This window comes from Phaeocystidibacter luteus, assembly GCF_008933115.1.
GTDB classification, from domain to species: domain Bacteria; phylum Bacteroidota; class Bacteroidia; order Flavobacteriales; family Schleiferiaceae; genus Phaeocystidibacter; species Phaeocystidibacter luteus.
The window spans coordinates 437,182-452,702 of record NZ_WBVO01000001.1; the positions used below are offsets into that span (position 1 = coordinate 437,182).

At 45.3% G+C, this 15,521-nt stretch carries 15 protein-coding genes; 7 read left to right on the plus strand and 8 right to left on the minus strand.

Going from position 1 to position 15,521, the window contains the following annotated elements; translation table 11 throughout:
• Positions 1–12: 12 nt before the first annotated feature.
• On the plus strand, positions 13–2,235 hold the full coding sequence (locus F8C67_RS01895; RefSeq protein WP_151666093.1) for a TonB-dependent receptor: 2,223 nt from the start codon (positions 13–15) through the stop codon (positions 2,233–2,235).
• 108 nt (positions 2,236–2,343) lie between these two features.
• Entirely contained in the window at positions 2,344–3,033 is a 690-nt protein-coding gene (locus F8C67_RS01900; RefSeq protein WP_151666094.1) for a DsbA family oxidoreductase, read from the plus strand.
• Between the two features lie 3 nt (positions 3,034–3,036).
• Here the strand turns inward: F8C67_RS01900 and F8C67_RS01905 are convergent, their stop codons facing one another.
• The 6 genes from F8C67_RS01905 to F8C67_RS01930 form a co-directional block, all read right to left on the minus strand.
• A complete protein-coding gene (locus F8C67_RS01905; RefSeq protein ID WP_151666095.1) occupies positions 3,037–4,158 on the minus strand; it encodes an acyloxyacyl hydrolase in 1,122 nt (373 codons plus the stop codon).
• A 35-nt stretch (positions 4,159–4,193) separates the two neighbouring features.
• Positions 4,194–5,153 (minus strand): GNAT family N-acetyltransferase, encoded by a 960-nt coding sequence (locus F8C67_RS01910; RefSeq protein ID WP_151666096.1) that lies wholly within the window; start codon positions 5,151–5,153, stop codon positions 4,194–4,196.
• Positions 5,154–5,158: 5 nt separating this feature from the next.
• On the minus strand, positions 5,159–5,956 hold the full coding sequence (locus F8C67_RS01915) for a 1-acyl-sn-glycerol-3-phosphate acyltransferase (RefSeq protein ID WP_223277497.1): 798 nt from the start codon (positions 5,954–5,956) through the stop codon (positions 5,159–5,161).
• 126 nt (positions 5,957–6,082) lie between these two features.
• Positions 6,083–6,826 carry a DUF3575 domain-containing protein gene (locus F8C67_RS01920; RefSeq protein ID WP_151666097.1) on the minus strand — a complete coding sequence of 248 codons (744 nt, stop codon included), beginning with the start codon at positions 6,824–6,826 and terminating at the stop codon, positions 6,083–6,085.
• A gap of 36 nt (positions 6,827–6,862) precedes the next feature.
• On the minus strand, positions 6,863–8,509 hold the full coding sequence (locus F8C67_RS01925; RefSeq protein WP_151666098.1) for a DUF255 domain-containing protein: 1,647 nt from the start codon (positions 8,507–8,509) through the stop codon (positions 6,863–6,865).
• 110 nt (positions 8,510–8,619) lie between these two features.
• Entirely contained in the window at positions 8,620–9,627 is a 1,008-nt protein-coding gene (locus F8C67_RS01930) for an SRPBCC family protein (protein ID WP_151666099.1), read from the minus strand.
• Positions 9,628–9,714: 87 nt separating this feature from the next.
• Between F8C67_RS01930 and F8C67_RS01935 the strand changes: the two genes are divergently transcribed.
• From F8C67_RS01935 to xseB, 3 genes are read left to right on the plus strand one after another with little or no spacing between them, the layout of a single operon-like run.
• Positions 9,715–10,068: a DUF4260 domain-containing protein gene (locus tag F8C67_RS01935; RefSeq protein ID WP_151666100.1), complete on the plus strand. Its 354-nt coding sequence runs from the start codon at positions 9,715–9,717 to the stop codon at positions 10,066–10,068.
• Positions 10,065–11,453: an exodeoxyribonuclease VII large subunit gene (gene xseA, locus F8C67_RS01940; RefSeq protein ID WP_151666101.1), complete on the plus strand. Its 1,389-nt coding sequence runs from the start codon at positions 10,065–10,067 to the stop codon at positions 11,451–11,453. The genes F8C67_RS01935 and xseA overlap by 4 nt, the downstream gene beginning before the upstream one ends.
• Positions 11,446–11,652, plus strand: coding sequence for an exodeoxyribonuclease VII small subunit (gene xseB, locus F8C67_RS01945; RefSeq protein ID WP_151666102.1), 207 nt, complete (start codon positions 11,446–11,448; stop codon positions 11,650–11,652). The genes xseA and xseB overlap by 8 nt, the downstream gene beginning before the upstream one ends.
• Before the next feature lie 54 nt (positions 11,653–11,706).
• Here the strand turns inward: xseB and F8C67_RS01950 are convergent, their stop codons facing one another.
• Positions 11,707–12,717, minus strand: a complete 1,011-nt coding sequence (locus F8C67_RS01950; RefSeq protein WP_170266314.1) for a T9SS type A sorting domain-containing protein — start codon at positions 12,715–12,717, stop codon at positions 11,707–11,709.
• A gap of 128 nt (positions 12,718–12,845) precedes the next feature.
• Here F8C67_RS01950 and F8C67_RS01955 point away from each other — a divergent pair, with 128 nt between their 5' ends.
• Both F8C67_RS01955 and F8C67_RS01960 read left to right on the plus strand, forming a co-directional pair.
• On the plus strand, positions 12,846–13,544 hold the full coding sequence (locus F8C67_RS01955) for a M15 family metallopeptidase (protein ID WP_170266315.1): 699 nt from the start codon (positions 12,846–12,848) through the stop codon (positions 13,542–13,544).
• Between the two features lie 244 nt (positions 13,545–13,788).
• A complete protein-coding gene (locus F8C67_RS01960) occupies positions 13,789–14,250 on the plus strand; it encodes a hypothetical protein (protein WP_151666105.1) in 462 nt (153 codons plus the stop codon).
• Positions 14,251–14,606: 356 nt separating this feature from the next.
• On the opposite strand, the gene sucD is transcribed toward F8C67_RS01960, so the two are convergent.
• On the minus strand, positions 14,607–15,476 hold the full coding sequence (gene sucD / locus F8C67_RS01965) for a succinate--CoA ligase subunit alpha (RefSeq protein WP_151666106.1): 870 nt from the start codon (positions 15,474–15,476) through the stop codon (positions 14,607–14,609).
• Between the last annotated feature and the right edge of the window lie 45 nt (positions 15,477–15,521).

A 15,521-nucleotide genomic window follows, 5' to 3' on the forward strand; every position in this document is an offset into this window, starting at 1 on the left:
AAAGGTTTGAACATGTATAAGCAGTTGCTCGGGCTGCTGTCTATGTTGATCTTTTCGACATTAGGCGTGCACGCCCAAATCACAGGTGTTGTGTCCGAATCCGCTACAGGTGAACCTATACCTGGAGCTATAGTCATGTGGCACGGGACGGATGTGACTACCACTACAAACCCCAATGGAGAGTATTCCATTGAAAAGCCCGCGGGTGCTTCTATGCTCATGGTACACGCCTCTGGGTATGGAACGCAGAACAAATCGGTCATTTCACGAAAGGGTACAATCAATTTCAACCTCCTCACGAACACAGAACTTGAAGAGGTTTCGATTACCGAACGCGGTAAGGAAACAGGAATTGACCTCGAATCGGCTCAGATGCAAATGAACATCAATCGTTCAGAGCTTCGTAAGGCAGCTTGTTGTAACCTGAGTGAGAGTTTTGAAACGAACGCCTCTGTAGATGTGAGCTTTACGGATGCCGTTACTGGAACTAAGCAGATTGAGATGTTGGGCTTAGCCGGAAGGTACGTTCTCATTCAGCGCGAAAACATCCCCTTTGCACGAGCTCTTAACTCGAATATGGGGCTATCCCTCATTCCTGGACCTTTTGTGGAATCCATTCAACTCACCAAGGGGTTGAGCTCGGTTGTTAATGGCTATGAGAGTGTTTCCGGGCAAATCAATGTAGAATTCGAACACCCGTCCCAAGAGTTTGACTTCATGTTAAATGGATACGTTAATCAAGGTGCTCGCTTTGAAACGAACGCGTGGATAAACACTCCAGTTTCCGATAAGGTAGATATGGGAACACTCGTTCACTACAGCAATGTTCCATTTGCTCAAGATCGAAATGGAGATGGATTTGCTGATATGGCTACAGGAGAACAATTCAACCTCCACAACCGCTGGAAATACCTTCTGAACAATGGATGGGGCGGGCAAATTGGCTTCAATATCGCCAGCGACACACGGACTAGTGGGCAGACCGAAGATGTTTTCGACGAGCCAGGAGTAACACCTTGGTTGTTCGAACAAAACACAACACGGTATGAGCTATTCGGTAAAAACGGCTGGGTAAGTGCCGCTCCCTATAGAAGTTTGGGACTCGTTTACAACGTGAGTTCCCAAAATATGGAAGCGAACCTTGGCGACAGATTACTTCTTACTCGCCAAAACACAGCGTACTTCAACAGTATTTACCAAGACATCTTCAGCAATACGTTCCACAAGTACAAAACGGGGGTTAGCTTGCAGTACGACAATATATCTGAGTACTTAGATACCGCTGGCGGATTGTCTCAAATCTTCTATAATACCGAAAGAACTGAGGTTGTTCCTGGAGCCTACTTTGAGTATACCTATTCAGGAGACGGACCTTGGACTGTTGTTTCTGGAGTACGTGTAGATTACCACAACTTATTCGGAACCTTGATTACGCCGAGGATGAACGTGAAGTATCAAGCTACTGAAAATACGACGTTGAGGATTGGCGGTGGACGAGGTATGCGCACGGCAAACGTAATCACAGAGAACATAAGCGGCTTAGCGAGTGGTCGAGATTTTGCCATCTTGGGATCGAACACTATTCAACAAGAACGTGCTTGGAACGTAGGTGCTAGTGTTTCGCAGGTATTCCTACTTTTCGATAGAGGCGCTACGGTATCCGTAGATGGATTCTTCACGTGGTTCGAAAATAAGATGATCGCCGATTACGATCTGCGTCCTTATGAATACTCCGTTTACTTCGCTGAAGGTAGTCGTAGCACTTCCCTCCTCGCCCAACTGGACTTTGAGCCCTTGGAAAACCTGGAGGTTCGCGTAGCATACAAATACCTCGATGCGAGAGATGCATTTACAGGCGGAGAAGACCAAAGTTTTGGTGTACCAACACACAGAGGCTTCTTGAACCTTGGATATCATTTGGACGAGAGTGGCTGGAAGTTCGATGCCACGTACAATTGGTATGGATCTAGAAGATTGTTGAGCACGGAATACTATAGTGAACCGCTTGACAATTATTCGCCATCCTTCTCCATGGTTCATCTTCAAGTGAATAAACGATTTGGCAAAGAATGGGACGTGTATGCAGGGGTTGAAAACCTCCTCGATTATCGACAAGAAAACCCCATCCTAAACGCCGACAATACGAAAAGCCGAAGCTTTGAAACCAATCGTGTATATGGTCCAATATTCGGCCGTATGTTATACTTGGGTTTCTATTACAACTTCAACGGCTAGTTCGAAACAACACTCATGAGAAGCCCTGCTCCGGTAGGGCTTTTCTATGATTTGAAATGATTAATGTTTAAACACGAAAGTGTACCTTTGCATCAAACTTTGCACAGCATGAAGATTGAAATTTGGTCTGACGTCGTTTGTCCCTTCTGCTATATCGGAAAGAGACATTTGGAGATTGCGATGGAAAATACCGGGCTCAAAAATGAGGTTGAAATTGAATGGAAGAGCTTTCAGCTCGATCCACATGCACGCCCAAGTGAGGGACAAACTCTTTATGATTACCTCTCTGCTTGTAAAGGGATGTCGCCCGATCAGGTGAAAAACATGACGAATCAAGTGGTAGAAAGAGCTGCCGCTGTTGGACTGAACTTCGATTTCGATAAGGCCATTGTAGCCAATACCGAAAAAGCGCACTACGTAATGCACTTCGCCAAGGAGCGCGGATTACAGCTCGAAATGAAGGAACGCTTTTTACGCGCATACTTCACTGAAGGAATGGACCTTAACGATGTTGACGTATTGGCTGATTTGGCAGTAGAAGTTGGTTTAGACCGAAAGGAAGTTTTAGCATCAATAGAATCAGACAAAGCTGCTCTAGGATTTAGGGAAGATGTGCAACTGGCACGTGATTTTCGAATAAGCGGGGTTCCTTTCATTGTGATTGACAGGAAGTATGCGGTATCAGGAGCGCAACCCATCAGCACGTTTGAGAACGTCTTGAAAGAGGTTGCGGCTGAGGCTACTCCAACCCAAGAGGAATCGGCTGATTCTTGCGCGGTAGACGATCCTAATTGTTAAGGATTACCAGAGCTCATACCCTACTCCAAACTCCACCCAGTCAGCTGCACCTCCGTTTAGGGTTTTCAGTCCTACCTGAGCATAAAGTCCTTCATAGATATCGAACTTGGCTGCTGGTCGGAAGAAGAATCCTCCTTTGCGCTCAGGTGCAGAGAAGTATCCTCCGGCTTGCAAACGAATCGAGAAAATCCATACTCTGTAGTCGTAACCCAGGTGATATCCGAACATGTTTGGATCTTCATCAAAGGCCACTAGGCTTCCGTCGTAAAAGAAGTCTAAACCGCCAACGACGGCGTGTTTCATGTTAAAGAAGTACTGATACTCAAGGGTAATGGACGAGTTGAAGTAGCGGTTACTCGTACCGGCATCTTCGCCATTTTGAGTAGTTCCTATCGCTGTGTATAGGAGAACGTTATGCTCACTGGTATTCGAGTAATCCGGCCATTCGTTTGGATAATCGGGACGAACGGGAAGAATAAGCTCGGGACGAATATCATCATCCACCTCGTTTTGTTGGGTGTTGAAGTGATAACGGGTACCCAAGAATAACCCCATCATATTGAGGCCGTAGTTAGGTTGAAATGAGCGTCCGTTACTGAAGTGTGTAAAGTCAATTCCGTAGGTCAAATCCAACTCCCTGTTGAGGTTATATCTTCCACCCCATCCCCAGTTAAAGTAAACCGCACCTCGCGCACCAATAGCATCGTTAAGCGGGTTATTTTCAGGGTCGTATGGGTTTAAGTCATACGTATAACCAAAGGCTAAATCGCTAATGAAGGTATGCCGACGGTTAATTGAAATAGGAAAGCTAAGGAACCCGTAGAGGGCATTGGGCTGACCTAGAATTTCGGGATTCCCTATCGCTCCTGAATACCAACCAAAGCCATAAGAAGGATAGCCGTAAGCTCCGGTCCATGCTTGTGTGCCGTCTGTTTGCCAACCCACACGAATTTCAAGGCTACCATAGCCGCTTGACAAAGCACTTTCTAGGGATTCGCCCGTATAAAAATGGATACCACTGTGACCTCGGGCTTCAACAAACATGAATCTGCCTTTCTTTTCAGACTCTTGAGCAAGCGCGAAAAGACTGATACACAGCATCAAAATGGTGGATTGGAATTTCATGGTCAGCGGTTTTGTTGTACCACCAATTTAAGAAATTACTCCATCCAGTGAGGCTTCCCGTATTCAGAATGTTGTGGATAAGAAAGGATGTGCCTTTCGTACTTAGGGGCGTAAATATCCTGCGTCATAATGAGGATACCGGTTTCTTCTACATCACCAAATTCATCGTTGATGGACGTCCCGAAGGTGTGCATCGTATCCGAAAGGTTCATGTAGCTGTTGATCAACGGTGGAATGTTGAGTCCTTTGCTACGGATGAATGTGTTTAGCAGAAGATATGCCTCTTTGTAATTCTTCCCGTCAAACTGCTTTTTCCAAGGTGCCAAGTCTGACTCTCCAACTAATGGATTGATAGGCATCGCAAGATTATCTCTATCAGGGAAATACACTGCTAGAAAAGCAAGTAGCGCATTGCGCGCATCTCGATCATAAGTCGGATACATCGTCACCTTACCCAACAGATATTTGATGGATTCATTGCGATAAATCACAGCGCCCAATCCGTCCCATAAATTATCTAGTGCGAATAGACCTTTTTTAGATTCTTGACCCTTTTGGTACTTAGGTTGAACGAATGAACGTCCAAGTTCTAGCGTTTGTGGGAGGTAATTTTTAACGAAGTTGTCTGAGAAATTGAAGAGGTGATTGGTCGCTAGAAGGTCCATCCCCTTCGCTTGCTTGTTGATTTCGCGACAGTCGAGAACGCGGTAACCCGCCATGACTTCGCTGTCTTCTTCATTCCAAACAATGACTTGGCTGTATGGGAATTCAGAAGTGTCGTAATGGTCGATATCGAGCGCAAGTCCCGTTCCTCCACCAGAAGCGCGGAAGGCCTCTTCTCTTAGTCTACCAATTTCATGCATCACATTCGGCGCATCTTTGGCCGTAATGAGGTGCACTTCATTTTGCCCCTTATTGGTATAACGGAGAAAGGTTCCTTCATTGAGCTCAGCTCTTACGGCTGAAACTTCAGCAGGATCTGCAATCTTCTCCATTTCAATCATTTATCTTCAGTGTTGCCAGCTAATGCGTACATCTCTTCACGTACGTAATTAGCCCATTCGTTCTGTGTCTTCGATTTATCGAAAGTACTAGCAGGTATAGGTTTGCCAAAGGTAAGTGTTATCGTTTGACCTTGTTGCTTGTACATCTCATTCGCCAAGTAGAACATCTCTAAATTGGCCTTGATTCCGAATTTCTGTCTAAATCTGCTCAGATTGTAAAACCAAGCTGAGTTCTTTCCGTCAATATGCACTGGAATCACATCTCGCTTGTACTGCATCGCCTTTGAGATGAAGCTCTTTGTCCACTCTAAGTCTTGCACTTTACCCTCTATCTTCCTTGAAACCAAGCCGGCTGGGAAAACCATGACTGCACTATCCGAAGCATAAGCTTCATCAATAATCTTTAGTGCCGCACGAGGATTGGCGCCGTGCTTATTAACCGGTATAAAGAGGGGTTGGAAGTTCTCAACATTCAAAAGGATATCATTTACGAGAAACTGCATATCGCTCCTCACCTTTCCTACTGCGGCCATGAAGGCAATACCATCAAGACCACCCAACGGGTGATTGGCAGCAAGGATAACCCCGCCTTCTTTCGGAATGTTCTCAAGCCCTTTAGTAATCAATTTGATTCCTACGTGGTTCACCGCTTCGTTCACGAAATCAACGCCATGAAGGTGTCCAAAGTCGCGCATAGCACGATTGAGGTCATCCTCATGAACGATTCGCTTGATGTAGCGTAGAATGAATCCTGGCATCCACTTAGCAAGCTTTGGGTTCTTGCTATGGATCACCTTCTTTATGTCTATATACTTGTCAGGAGTGCTCACTGGGCCTTATCTGAATGCGCAAATGTAACGATTTCACCACGTCGAGTGTTTATCTGCAAACCATGGTTATTCAATAGCCATTGTTAATTCCTAAAATCTATATCCAACCTGCAGCACATATCGGAAGTTAAAGCCCCATGTGCCACCAAATCCAGAAGAAGAAAACTCACCATTTTCAAAGCTCTTAATCAAGTCTGGATAGCTGTCAATCAGGAAGTCACGTGTTCTCTGGTAAACCTCACCTTCGGTAACTGAGTTCGGGAAGGTTCCATCTACTTCCCCCTTAATTCCGTAAAATCCGTAAGCTGGACCGATAAATATCAAATCAATGGTCCATCGATCACCCAAGGTAAACTGATACCCAAGCTCTACACCTGCAGCAATAGCATGAATACTATTGTTCACTACAACATCCTCCGGGTTTCCGTTTTCATAATAATTGAATCGGTGCCGTTGATCAAAGTAATAGTACGTTAGGAACGGCCCCCAGTAAACACCAGATGGTGCCGGATCTGCATTTCTATCGCGGAAGTAAAACCGATAGTCCGCAGCGAAACTAAAGCCCGTATTCCGCTCAGTGCCAACATACTCCGAGGTGCTGTCTATCCAATTTAGGTCTAGCGGAAACTGGACATGTCCAACATTTACAGAAAAGGACTGATCTTCCGAAAGAACCCTTTCATATCCCAACACAATACTCTGTGGACTAGAAACTAGAAAGGGTGTTAGATTCCAGCGAACGATGTTCGGGTACATCAAAGAATCTGAAGAGGGTGACTGTGCATGCAACACTCCAAATCCCAAAAGGAGGACGGTCAGTAGTAGTTTTCGCATATCGAAAAATACAACTTTAGAGGTGTTTTACACAGGCTAAAAAAGAATTGGCTGTTGACAACGGCCGTCTCTGCACAAGTAAACTCCCGGAACCTGACTGTAACTTTCTAGTTCTGGGTTGTTGAGCTCGGTTTCAACTATGCGATAATTTCTATCAGGAAGTAAAATGGCTACTCGCCTTCCTCTTAGACGTTCTTCTGCAGAACCCGCCAAGTAGACCGTGCCAACTTCTTGTTCCATCATTCGCTCAGCTATCTTCCATTCAGGCATAGAATAGGGAGAGGATAACAATTCTGGCGCTTGTACATTCTCCCAGACTTGCTCACACATGAGCTTAGAAACACCTTCGATTTTTGAGTCTTGTATCACTGAGTTTGCCGATTTCAAGATAGCAACTGCTCTGCACTGCAATTCCAAATCAAATTCAGGTTCCAAGCCCATCTCTGCAACCCACGGAAGGAAGTGACCATCCTCGTAGAAGGTATCGTGAATTGATTCAATAAGAGATTCAATCTGAACCTTATAAGACTCCTGACTATCAGGTCTATATAGCAACACAAGAGCTTCTAGCATATTCAATTGATCTCTAAGCGTTAGTAGCCCGTCACCATTCTGATAGAGCCCATTGCGCTTCATTGTTTCCATAGCGAGAAGACACTTATTGGCACGCTCTAAATAGCGCTCTTGGCCCGTAGCAGCCCATGCGTATACACAGGCAGATATCATCGTTCCATTTTGCTCTACATAGATGTTAGAGTCAATCGCAGGTATGCCCGCTCTGTATCTCGATAAACTATCCAGGGCAAAGAACTCATGGCCCTTAACTCCCTTCTCTAAGTCAGCATCCTGAGCCGTGAACCACCTACCGTCGTTTGCACTCAGAAATTCATCAGTGTATTTAAGTACGTCACGCATGGCCTCCAAGTAGGTAGTATCATTTGTATGCTGAAACCATTGAGCGTAAAGCCGGATGTACCGAGCCTGTTTCTCTATTAGCTTTTCATAATGTGGATCTGTCCACCCATAATGAACCGAATACTGGTAAACTCCACCCCACTCAGGGTCAATCAACTCCAATGAACCGCGCATAGATACTTCAAGCCATTTCGCGCTCACATGGGCATATGGCTGGAGCATCGACCAATCGAAAAGCGCCTCGTCAACATACTTTTGAGCACTCTTATACCCGCCCTTGACAGTGTCCAATGTGTTTAGGTATCGATTCTGCCATTGCTCGGACACAGAAACATTAGGATTGAAATCTCGAGAACGGGGACGCAATTCTACGGGGTTGTTGACTGCGTTTTTCAGAATACTCATGAATCGGTCTGGACCTCGATAGCCCGCGATTTTATTGACTTCGGCCCCTGCTGTATTAAATAGAATGATTGCAGGCCAGCCGTATGCGCGATAGCGATTTCCGAGTATGGGATGGTCGTCTTGATCTGCGTGAACCGCTATAAAATTAGCGTTGACGAATTCCACCACTTCTTCATCTGAATACGTTTCGCGCTCCATAACATGGCACCAGTGACACCAGTTTGCTTCTAAATGAAGTAGAACGAGTTTACCCTCCTGCTCGGCGCGTTCAAATATGTCACTTGACCACTCCTCCCAATGAATTTCGGAAGCAGACGTGTGGAATACCGACAGTATAAATGTGGAAAGTAAAAGACGTTTCATTCTAGTGTTTATTCTACATACGACGTAATTGAACACCTAGATTTTAAAACGTACAAACAAAAAAAGAGCGCCACGATGGGCGCTCTTCAAGTTTTCGTGAGGTCGTGATCTTACATCACTTCTCCTTCGGCTGCAGGGGTTGGATAGTAAATCTCTGTTACTTGCTCCTCTTCCGGAACATCCTCTCCTGAAACAGTGTAAACGTGCATGGCAACACCCATTGGGATGTCATTCTCTACACAATGTGCTTCAAGTGCCATGTGCGCCTTGTCTAAGTTATCCCAGCTACCGTGATGCGTTGTTTTCACCGCGCTTCCAGCAGGCATCATCATCGTTTCATACCCCTCTACCGTAGTACCTTCTGGAACCACAACGGCAATAGCTTGATCACTCATGTCATTGGCTTCATCCCAAGAATAGTACACACCTACAAGATGACCAGATTGTACGCCAGCTTGGCCAAGCGCAGCATAAAGTCCGCCGATATTCTCTTCAGACCAAAAAGCGTCCATCTCAGAAATTTTCACTTGCTGACGCATACCAACAAGCGTCATATTCGGCATATCTACTGACTGAATCGTGTACTTAGGAGCAGCTTCCATTGACTCCATCATCGATTTCAAGTTCGAAAGACCGTTGTCGAAGTCGTTGCCAATCATTGCTTCCATGTCCATAAACATCTTCATAGCCATTGGAACTTCTCCTGTCATGCTCCACGTAACACTTGTTCCCTCTTCGGTTTCAGTGATAGTGTAGCTTGTCGGAGATGAAGACTCATACGGCTCCATGAAGGACAATTGTATTTCAATGGTATTTTCACCCATGTTGATGATTTCCATCGAACCGGTTCCCACAGAGTCGTTTCCACTCCACTTGTAACCATGGCCAATTGTACCAGGGTCGCCGTAATACTCTACGGTCATGTTCGGGTCCATTTTTGACCATGGATCCCACTTCGTAAATTGTGAAAAGTCGCTAAGAGTAGCGTAAACTTGGGACTTCGGTGCGTCGATAGTGGTGGTTCTATCTACTGCGTAGTCGGATTTAATCATGAACGATGCCACGCCCAGAATCACGATTGCCAGAACGGCAATCAAAATTATTCTTCCAGCTTTCATAAATTTCTAGTTAAGGTTGAATTCGTCTCGAATTTACGATATTCCAAATTGAGTCCGAACACAAGCATATTTCTTAACCTTGCCCCTATGAAAACTCAACTACGCCTCGAAGAGCTAATTCAGTTTGTATTTGCCTACCTCCTAACCCTTCGTTTAGGTCACGATTGGTGGATGTTCTGGGCCGTTATCCTGCTTCCAGATATTGGCATGCTCGGATATCTCATAAACACGAAGATGGGTGCATTTTTCTACAACCTGTTTCATCATAAAGGCGTGGCACTCGTAGTTGCTGCGATTGGCTTCTACACGTTGAGCGACTGGACGCTGTTTACGGGAATCATACTATTTGGACATAGTTCTATGGATAGATTCATGGGGTATGGCTTGAAGTACCCCGACAGTTTTAAACACACGCACCTCGGCTATATTGGTAAAGAATGAGTGTAAACTCACCGTCAGGACATAGCTTAAGTCGAGTATTAGCAAGGATCACCGAGCTTTTCGAGGAGAAAATCACTCCCCATGAAGTTTGGGTCAAAGCCGAAATCAGCTCGTACAAACGTCACGGTAGTGGCCATCATTATTTCGACCTCGTAGAGCAACGGAATGATGTGGTGATTGCTCGTGCTCGTGCCGCTCTATGGCGAGGCCAGGCTGATAGTATAGAGCTTACCAACAAACTGAACCTGAGTAACATTCTTGAGAATGGACGTGAGGTACTGTGCAAATGCAGAATCACTTATCATCAGGTTTACGGTTTGTCGTTGCATGTGGTGGATGTCGACCCAAACTTTGCCCTGGGAGAAATGGAGCGCAGGAGAAAAGAAACGATTGCGCGCCTCCAAAAAGAAGGACTTCTACTTCGCAATCGACAACTTCACCTACCTGCCGTCATTCAGCGAATTGCGCTCATAGCAGCTGAGAACAGCGCGGGCTTGGCGGATTTGTCGAATCAACTACACAAGAACAGCTACGGATTCGTATTTCGTTTAGATCATTATCCCGCATCCGTTCAAGGAACACAAGCCGCCGGCTCCATCGTTAAGGCCTTCCAATCGATCGACTTACAATTGTATGATGCCATTGTGATCATTCGCGGTGGAGGGTCGGCGCTAGATTTAGATTCGTTTAATGATTATGCGTTGAATGCTCAACTTGCCAAGTGCAGCATCCCAGTGATTGTGGGCATTGGGCACGAAACGGACCGAACGGTCATGGATGAGTGGGCCGCACAATCGCTAAAAACACCATCGGCTGTTGGTGCCTGGATTGTAGAGCGTGCACGCGATTTTGAAGTCGAAGTTTCCACAAACTATCAGTCGATATTGGAGATTTACCGCTCTACCCTTGAACGTCAAAGATCTCGGCAAAACGAACTGACTTCACTCTTCACTCATTATTCAAGGGAGTATACCCGCTCGGCAAAGTATTCGCTTGAAACTACCTCGCGAAATTTTAAGAGTTACACCGAGAAGTATTCCACGTTGAAACGAGAGGTTCTCGTTATGATGACAAATCTGATCAACTCTGAATCTAGGGAATTGGTTGGTGAATCTCGACACACGGCGGACGCGCAACTAGCTCAGCTCGATCGTTTTAGTAGAGAAATACGCGTTAGGAATCAACATAAACTCAAAATGCTTGAAGAGCTGATTGAGGTTTACAGTCCGACCTCCACTCTCAAGCGTGGGTACACCTACCTACTGCGAGAAGGTGCAATCGTCACCAAGGGTACAAGTTTGAAAAAAGGTGAAGAAATAGGAATAGAAACAACGGATAGCCGAGTTACGGCTGAAGTGAAACACATAGAAAGAAACAATGGCTAAGCAGGAAAAACTCACCTATGAGAGCGCCTCGAAAGAACTTGAGGAGATTCTAGAGAATATGAAGTCTGGTGAAATCGGTGTTGATGAGCTTGCTGCGAATGTTGAGCGAGCTTCCAAGCTCATCAAATACTGTTATGAGAGACTTGATCAAACGGAGAAGAAGGTGGACGAAATCCTCAAAGACTTAGGTCTGGAATAAAAAAGCCCCCTACTCTTTTAGAGCAAGGGGCACGAGATCTTTTTCGCGTTGTGATTATTGTTGAATCACAAGACGAAGTGTTTGGGTTTGACCGCTTCCACGCTCAACTAGCTTGGTGAGATACACACCGGCAGGAAGCTCGGCAATACTCAAAGCTGTCTGCGAAGAAAGTTCACCTCTCTTAACAATTTGCCCGCTCATGTCGAGGAGAACAACGTCGAACACTTGGTTCGGCTCTGCCTGAACTCTGAGCTCGTTGATAGCAGGGTTTGGATAGAGTTTTACGGTGATGGTTTGCTGATCTTCGATTCCAACACCAGGAAGAGCGAATTGATAAACCGTACCATTTGCTGGCCAGCTTGTAAGTTGATCTACTGAATCGATCATCGTTGGAGATGCTGGGTTGCCTTCCAACATGTGAATATCTTCAATGTCGAATGTGCTAGAATTGTACTTCGCCACACCGCTGATCAGAGACTCGTAAAAGTAAAGGCTGTCGTTGAAATCGGCAGAAACCATGTTTGGACCGAAGTGATACTCAATTGTACCATTCTCGTACAACCAAGTTTGGAGATTGATGTAGTTGTTGTTGGTTCCATACGCTAGTTCATCGTAGAATCCCGCATTCTTCCATTCAAACTTGAAGATTCTGTTTGGAGCAGTACCCTCAGTAACGTAACTGATAGGTGAAAGTCCAGTACCGGTAAGGCCACCGAGGTTTACGAGGTCGGCTGACATAGCGCTGTAAACTACCTCGTCGCTAGAACCATTGCTCTTGCCGAAAAGGAATGAACCAAAGTCCATGTACACGGTATCCACAGATACACCAAGTGTGGTTAGCGGGAATGCAGGTGCTACTGGAATGTAAGGATCATCCCAATCGCCATTTAAAACAAAGTCCTGATTGGTTAGGTCAGAGTAAGCCGATGAAAAGTTGCTGAAAACATAAACAAAGGCCTTGTTATTTGATGCAGTGGCATCAGCCGCCTTCAACCAAGAAGGAGACTTCTGAGCTTGAGCGAAAGACATCGCTGGAAGCAAAGTGAGTAGGAGTAGTTTTTTCATGACATCCTGTGTAAATTGATTTGTGTTACCGGGTACCAATTTACGTACCAAACTCATTTGTGATTCACACAAAAAACAAAATGGCAGAATTTTAACACATGCCGTACTTTTCTGAAAAACTGTTAGTTATGCACGCCAAATTACTGTTCGCGTCTTTGCTCATTTTTTTGACATCTTGTTCAGAAACTCCGAAATATCCCTACGGTATCGCCCCCGTGAGCGATGTCGAAGAATATGAGAAATCCATCCAAAAATCGCCTTCTAATCGGTTTGTCGATTTAGAAAATGAGCTCAATTTGGCGCGTTTTGATATCCGGTACGCCACGGCGAATAACTTTACTAGTGAAATTATATATCCTGAAGCGGCTGCCTGGACCAGAATTGACGTTGCTAAATCGCTATCGCAGATAGAGGACTCTTTAGCGAAACATGGATTAGGTCTCATCATCTTCGATGCGTACCGCCCCTATGCCGCAACAGTTAAATTCTACCAAGTTTACAAAGACACCAACTATGTGGCCTCTCCATATTCGGGAAGTAGACATAACCGTGGGTGTGCGATAGACCTTTCGTTGTACGACTTGAAAACAGGCCGTGAACTGCAGATGCCAACGAAGTACGACGACTTCAGTTCGGCGGCCCATCAAACCACAGAGTCGCCCGACTCTACAGCCCAGTATAACAAAGTATTCTTACGCAAGGTGATGACGGAATTCGGATTTGAAGTCTACAACTACGAATGGTGGCATTTTGATTACTCCGGTTGGGATCAATATGAAATCATGGATTTATCATTTGCTCAATTAAAATCCTCCTCTGCCGATTGAGGTACTTCCTCTTCAGAGAAGAAAACATCCTGAAGCTCGGGTAAGATATGAGCGTGATCCTCGCTGAGGTTTTCGTCGCTTAACATGATAGTGTGCTTTGGTTTGTATGATGTTGGTACTACAAAGTAAGCGGGATTAAAATTGAAATAGTGCACGCCTCAGAAAGTTCGCACAAGAGGATTCCTTTAAACAATACTGGGTAAAAAGCTGTTAATGAATAAACTAACATTTTAAAACCCAAGTTATGAACATACGAGACCTTGTGAGCTACGCATTGAAAACAGCTGCTGGTCTCATCGGATTTTTTATGCTGATGAAACTTGCTGGCTTAGAACAGCACCACGAATTGAGGCTCTTCAATTTCGTAATTGTACTAATCGGAACCTTTTCGCTGCACAGAAAGATGTTTCTCAAGGATGGGAATCATGGGTACTTCAGTGGATTCTTCTCTGGGATACGCATGAGCGCAATGGCGATTGTGTTCTTTATGGTATTCTTAAGCCTGTACGCTTCTATCATCGACCCACAGTTCATTGAGCTAGCGGAGGATAGCGGAATCTGGGGTGGTAAGCTGAGTTTATTCCAAACAGGCATAGCTATTCTATTTGAAGGATTGGCAAGTTGTATAGTGCTCAGCTACACCTCGATGCAATACTTTAAACCGTACGTAATGGACACGGCCGATTGGGGTCAGGAATCTGCTTAAAATAAAAATGACCGCACGAAGCGGTCACTTTCAACCTGAATTGGTCAGGTTAGGTTGGTTGTAGTAAAGCCTATCCAATGAAGAGAGGATGGTCGAAACTATCTTGATCTTCTACTTCGATTAGCAGCGCGTCCATACAATCAGGTATCAGAACGTGGCTGTGGGAACCGAGTAACAATTCAATCTCTCTCATAATGGCTTAGGCTTATTGGTTGAATACTGTAAAATTCCGACCAATCCACCGACCGTAAAACCGTAATTCCACCCGAATTACTACGTAGTTTCCGCACATTAAGACAAAAAAAATCCCCTCTGCCGTTAGACAGAGGGGATTGTTTTATCAGGTTGAATCGGGATTAACCGATTACTTCCGCCATTTTAACACCAATCTCAGCCGGCGAATCTACAACGTGAATGCCGCAGTCGCGCATAATTGCTTTCTTGGCTTGAGCCGTATCCTCTGCTCCTCCAACGATAGCGCCGGCGTGGCCCATGGTACGACCCTTAGGTGCAGTTTCACCAGCGATGAAACCTACTACAGGCTTGTTTCCATTCTCTTTAACCCAGTTCGCTGCAATAGCCTCTAGGTTTCCACCAATCTCACCAATCATAACGATTCCATCCGTCTCAGGATCGTTCATAAGAAGTTCAACGGCCTCTTTAGTTGTTGTACCGATGATTGGATCACCACCAATACCGATTGCCGTACTGATTCCCAATCCGGCCTTTACGATCTGATCAGCTGCTTCGTAGGTTAGCGTACCTGACTTCGAAACGATGCCAATACGTCCTTCCTTGAAAACAAAGCCTGGCATGATGCCAACCTTAGCCTGACCGGCAGAGATAACACCTGGACAGTTTGGACCGATCAATGTCACGTCCATTCCAGAGATGTAATCCTTCACCTTAATCATGTCCGCAACTGGAATACCTTCCGTAATCGCTACGATCACTTTGATACCAGCATTAGCAGCTTCCATGATACCGTCTGCAGCAAAAGCAGGCGGAACAAAAATGATAGATACGTCAGCTCCAGTTTCTTTTACCGCATCTTCAACTGTGTTGAAAACTGGACGGTCAAGGTGAGATTGTCCACCCTTACCTGGAGTTACACCACCAACAACGTTGGTACCGAATTCGATCATTTGCTCTGCGTGGAAAGTTCCTTCCTTACCGGTGAAACCCTGCACGATTACTTTGGAGTCTTTATTTACGAGTACGCTCATGGTTGTAATTTCTCATTTTTGAGGCACGGCAAAAGTAGCCAACGT

What these genes read in the sequence shown, in the direction of transcription:
- F8C67_RS01960 (WP_151666105.1), top strand. Translation starts at nt 13,789, where the DNA reads ATGAACATACGAGACCTTGTGAGCTACGCATTGAAAACAGCTGCTGGT.
- F8C67_RS01910 (WP_151666096.1), bottom strand. Translation starts at nt 5,153, where the DNA reads ATGGAGAAGATTGCAGATCCTGCTGAAGTTTCAGCCGTAAGAGCTGAG.
- F8C67_RS01920 (WP_151666097.1), bottom strand. Translation starts at nt 6,826, where the DNA reads ATGCGAAAACTACTACTGACCGTCCTCCTTTTGGGATTTGGAGTGTTG.
- F8C67_RS01905 (WP_151666095.1), bottom strand. Translation starts at nt 4,158, where the DNA reads ATGAAATTCCAATCCACCATTTTGATGCTGTGTATCAGTCTTTTCGCG.
- F8C67_RS01950 (WP_170266314.1), bottom strand. Translation starts at nt 12,717, where the DNA reads ATGAAAAAACTACTCCTACTCACTTTGCTTCCAGCGATGTCTTTCGCT.
- sucD (WP_151666106.1), bottom strand. Translation starts at nt 15,476, where the DNA reads ATGAGCGTACTCGTAAATAAAGACTCCAAAGTAATCGTGCAGGGTTTC.
- F8C67_RS01895 (WP_151666093.1), top strand. Translation starts at nt 13, where the DNA reads ATGTATAAGCAGTTGCTCGGGCTGCTGTCTATGTTGATCTTTTCGACA.
- F8C67_RS01925 (WP_151666098.1), bottom strand. Translation starts at nt 8,509, where the DNA reads ATGAAACGTCTTTTACTTTCCACATTTATACTGTCGGTATTCCACACG.
- F8C67_RS01955 (WP_170266315.1), top strand. Translation starts at nt 12,846, where the DNA reads ATGCACGCCAAATTACTGTTCGCGTCTTTGCTCATTTTTTTGACATCT.
- F8C67_RS01900 (WP_151666094.1), top strand. Translation starts at nt 2,344, where the DNA reads ATGAAGATTGAAATTTGGTCTGACGTCGTTTGTCCCTTCTGCTATATC.
- xseA (WP_151666101.1), top strand. Translation starts at nt 10,065, where the DNA reads ATGAGTGTAAACTCACCGTCAGGACATAGCTTAAGTCGAGTATTAGCA.
- F8C67_RS01930 (WP_151666099.1), bottom strand. Translation starts at nt 9,627, where the DNA reads ATGAAAGCTGGAAGAATAATTTTGATTGCCGTTCTGGCAATCGTGATT.
- xseB (WP_151666102.1), top strand. Translation starts at nt 11,446, where the DNA reads ATGGCTAAGCAGGAAAAACTCACCTATGAGAGCGCCTCGAAAGAACTT.
- F8C67_RS01935 (WP_151666100.1), top strand. Translation starts at nt 9,715, where the DNA reads ATGAAAACTCAACTACGCCTCGAAGAGCTAATTCAGTTTGTATTTGCC.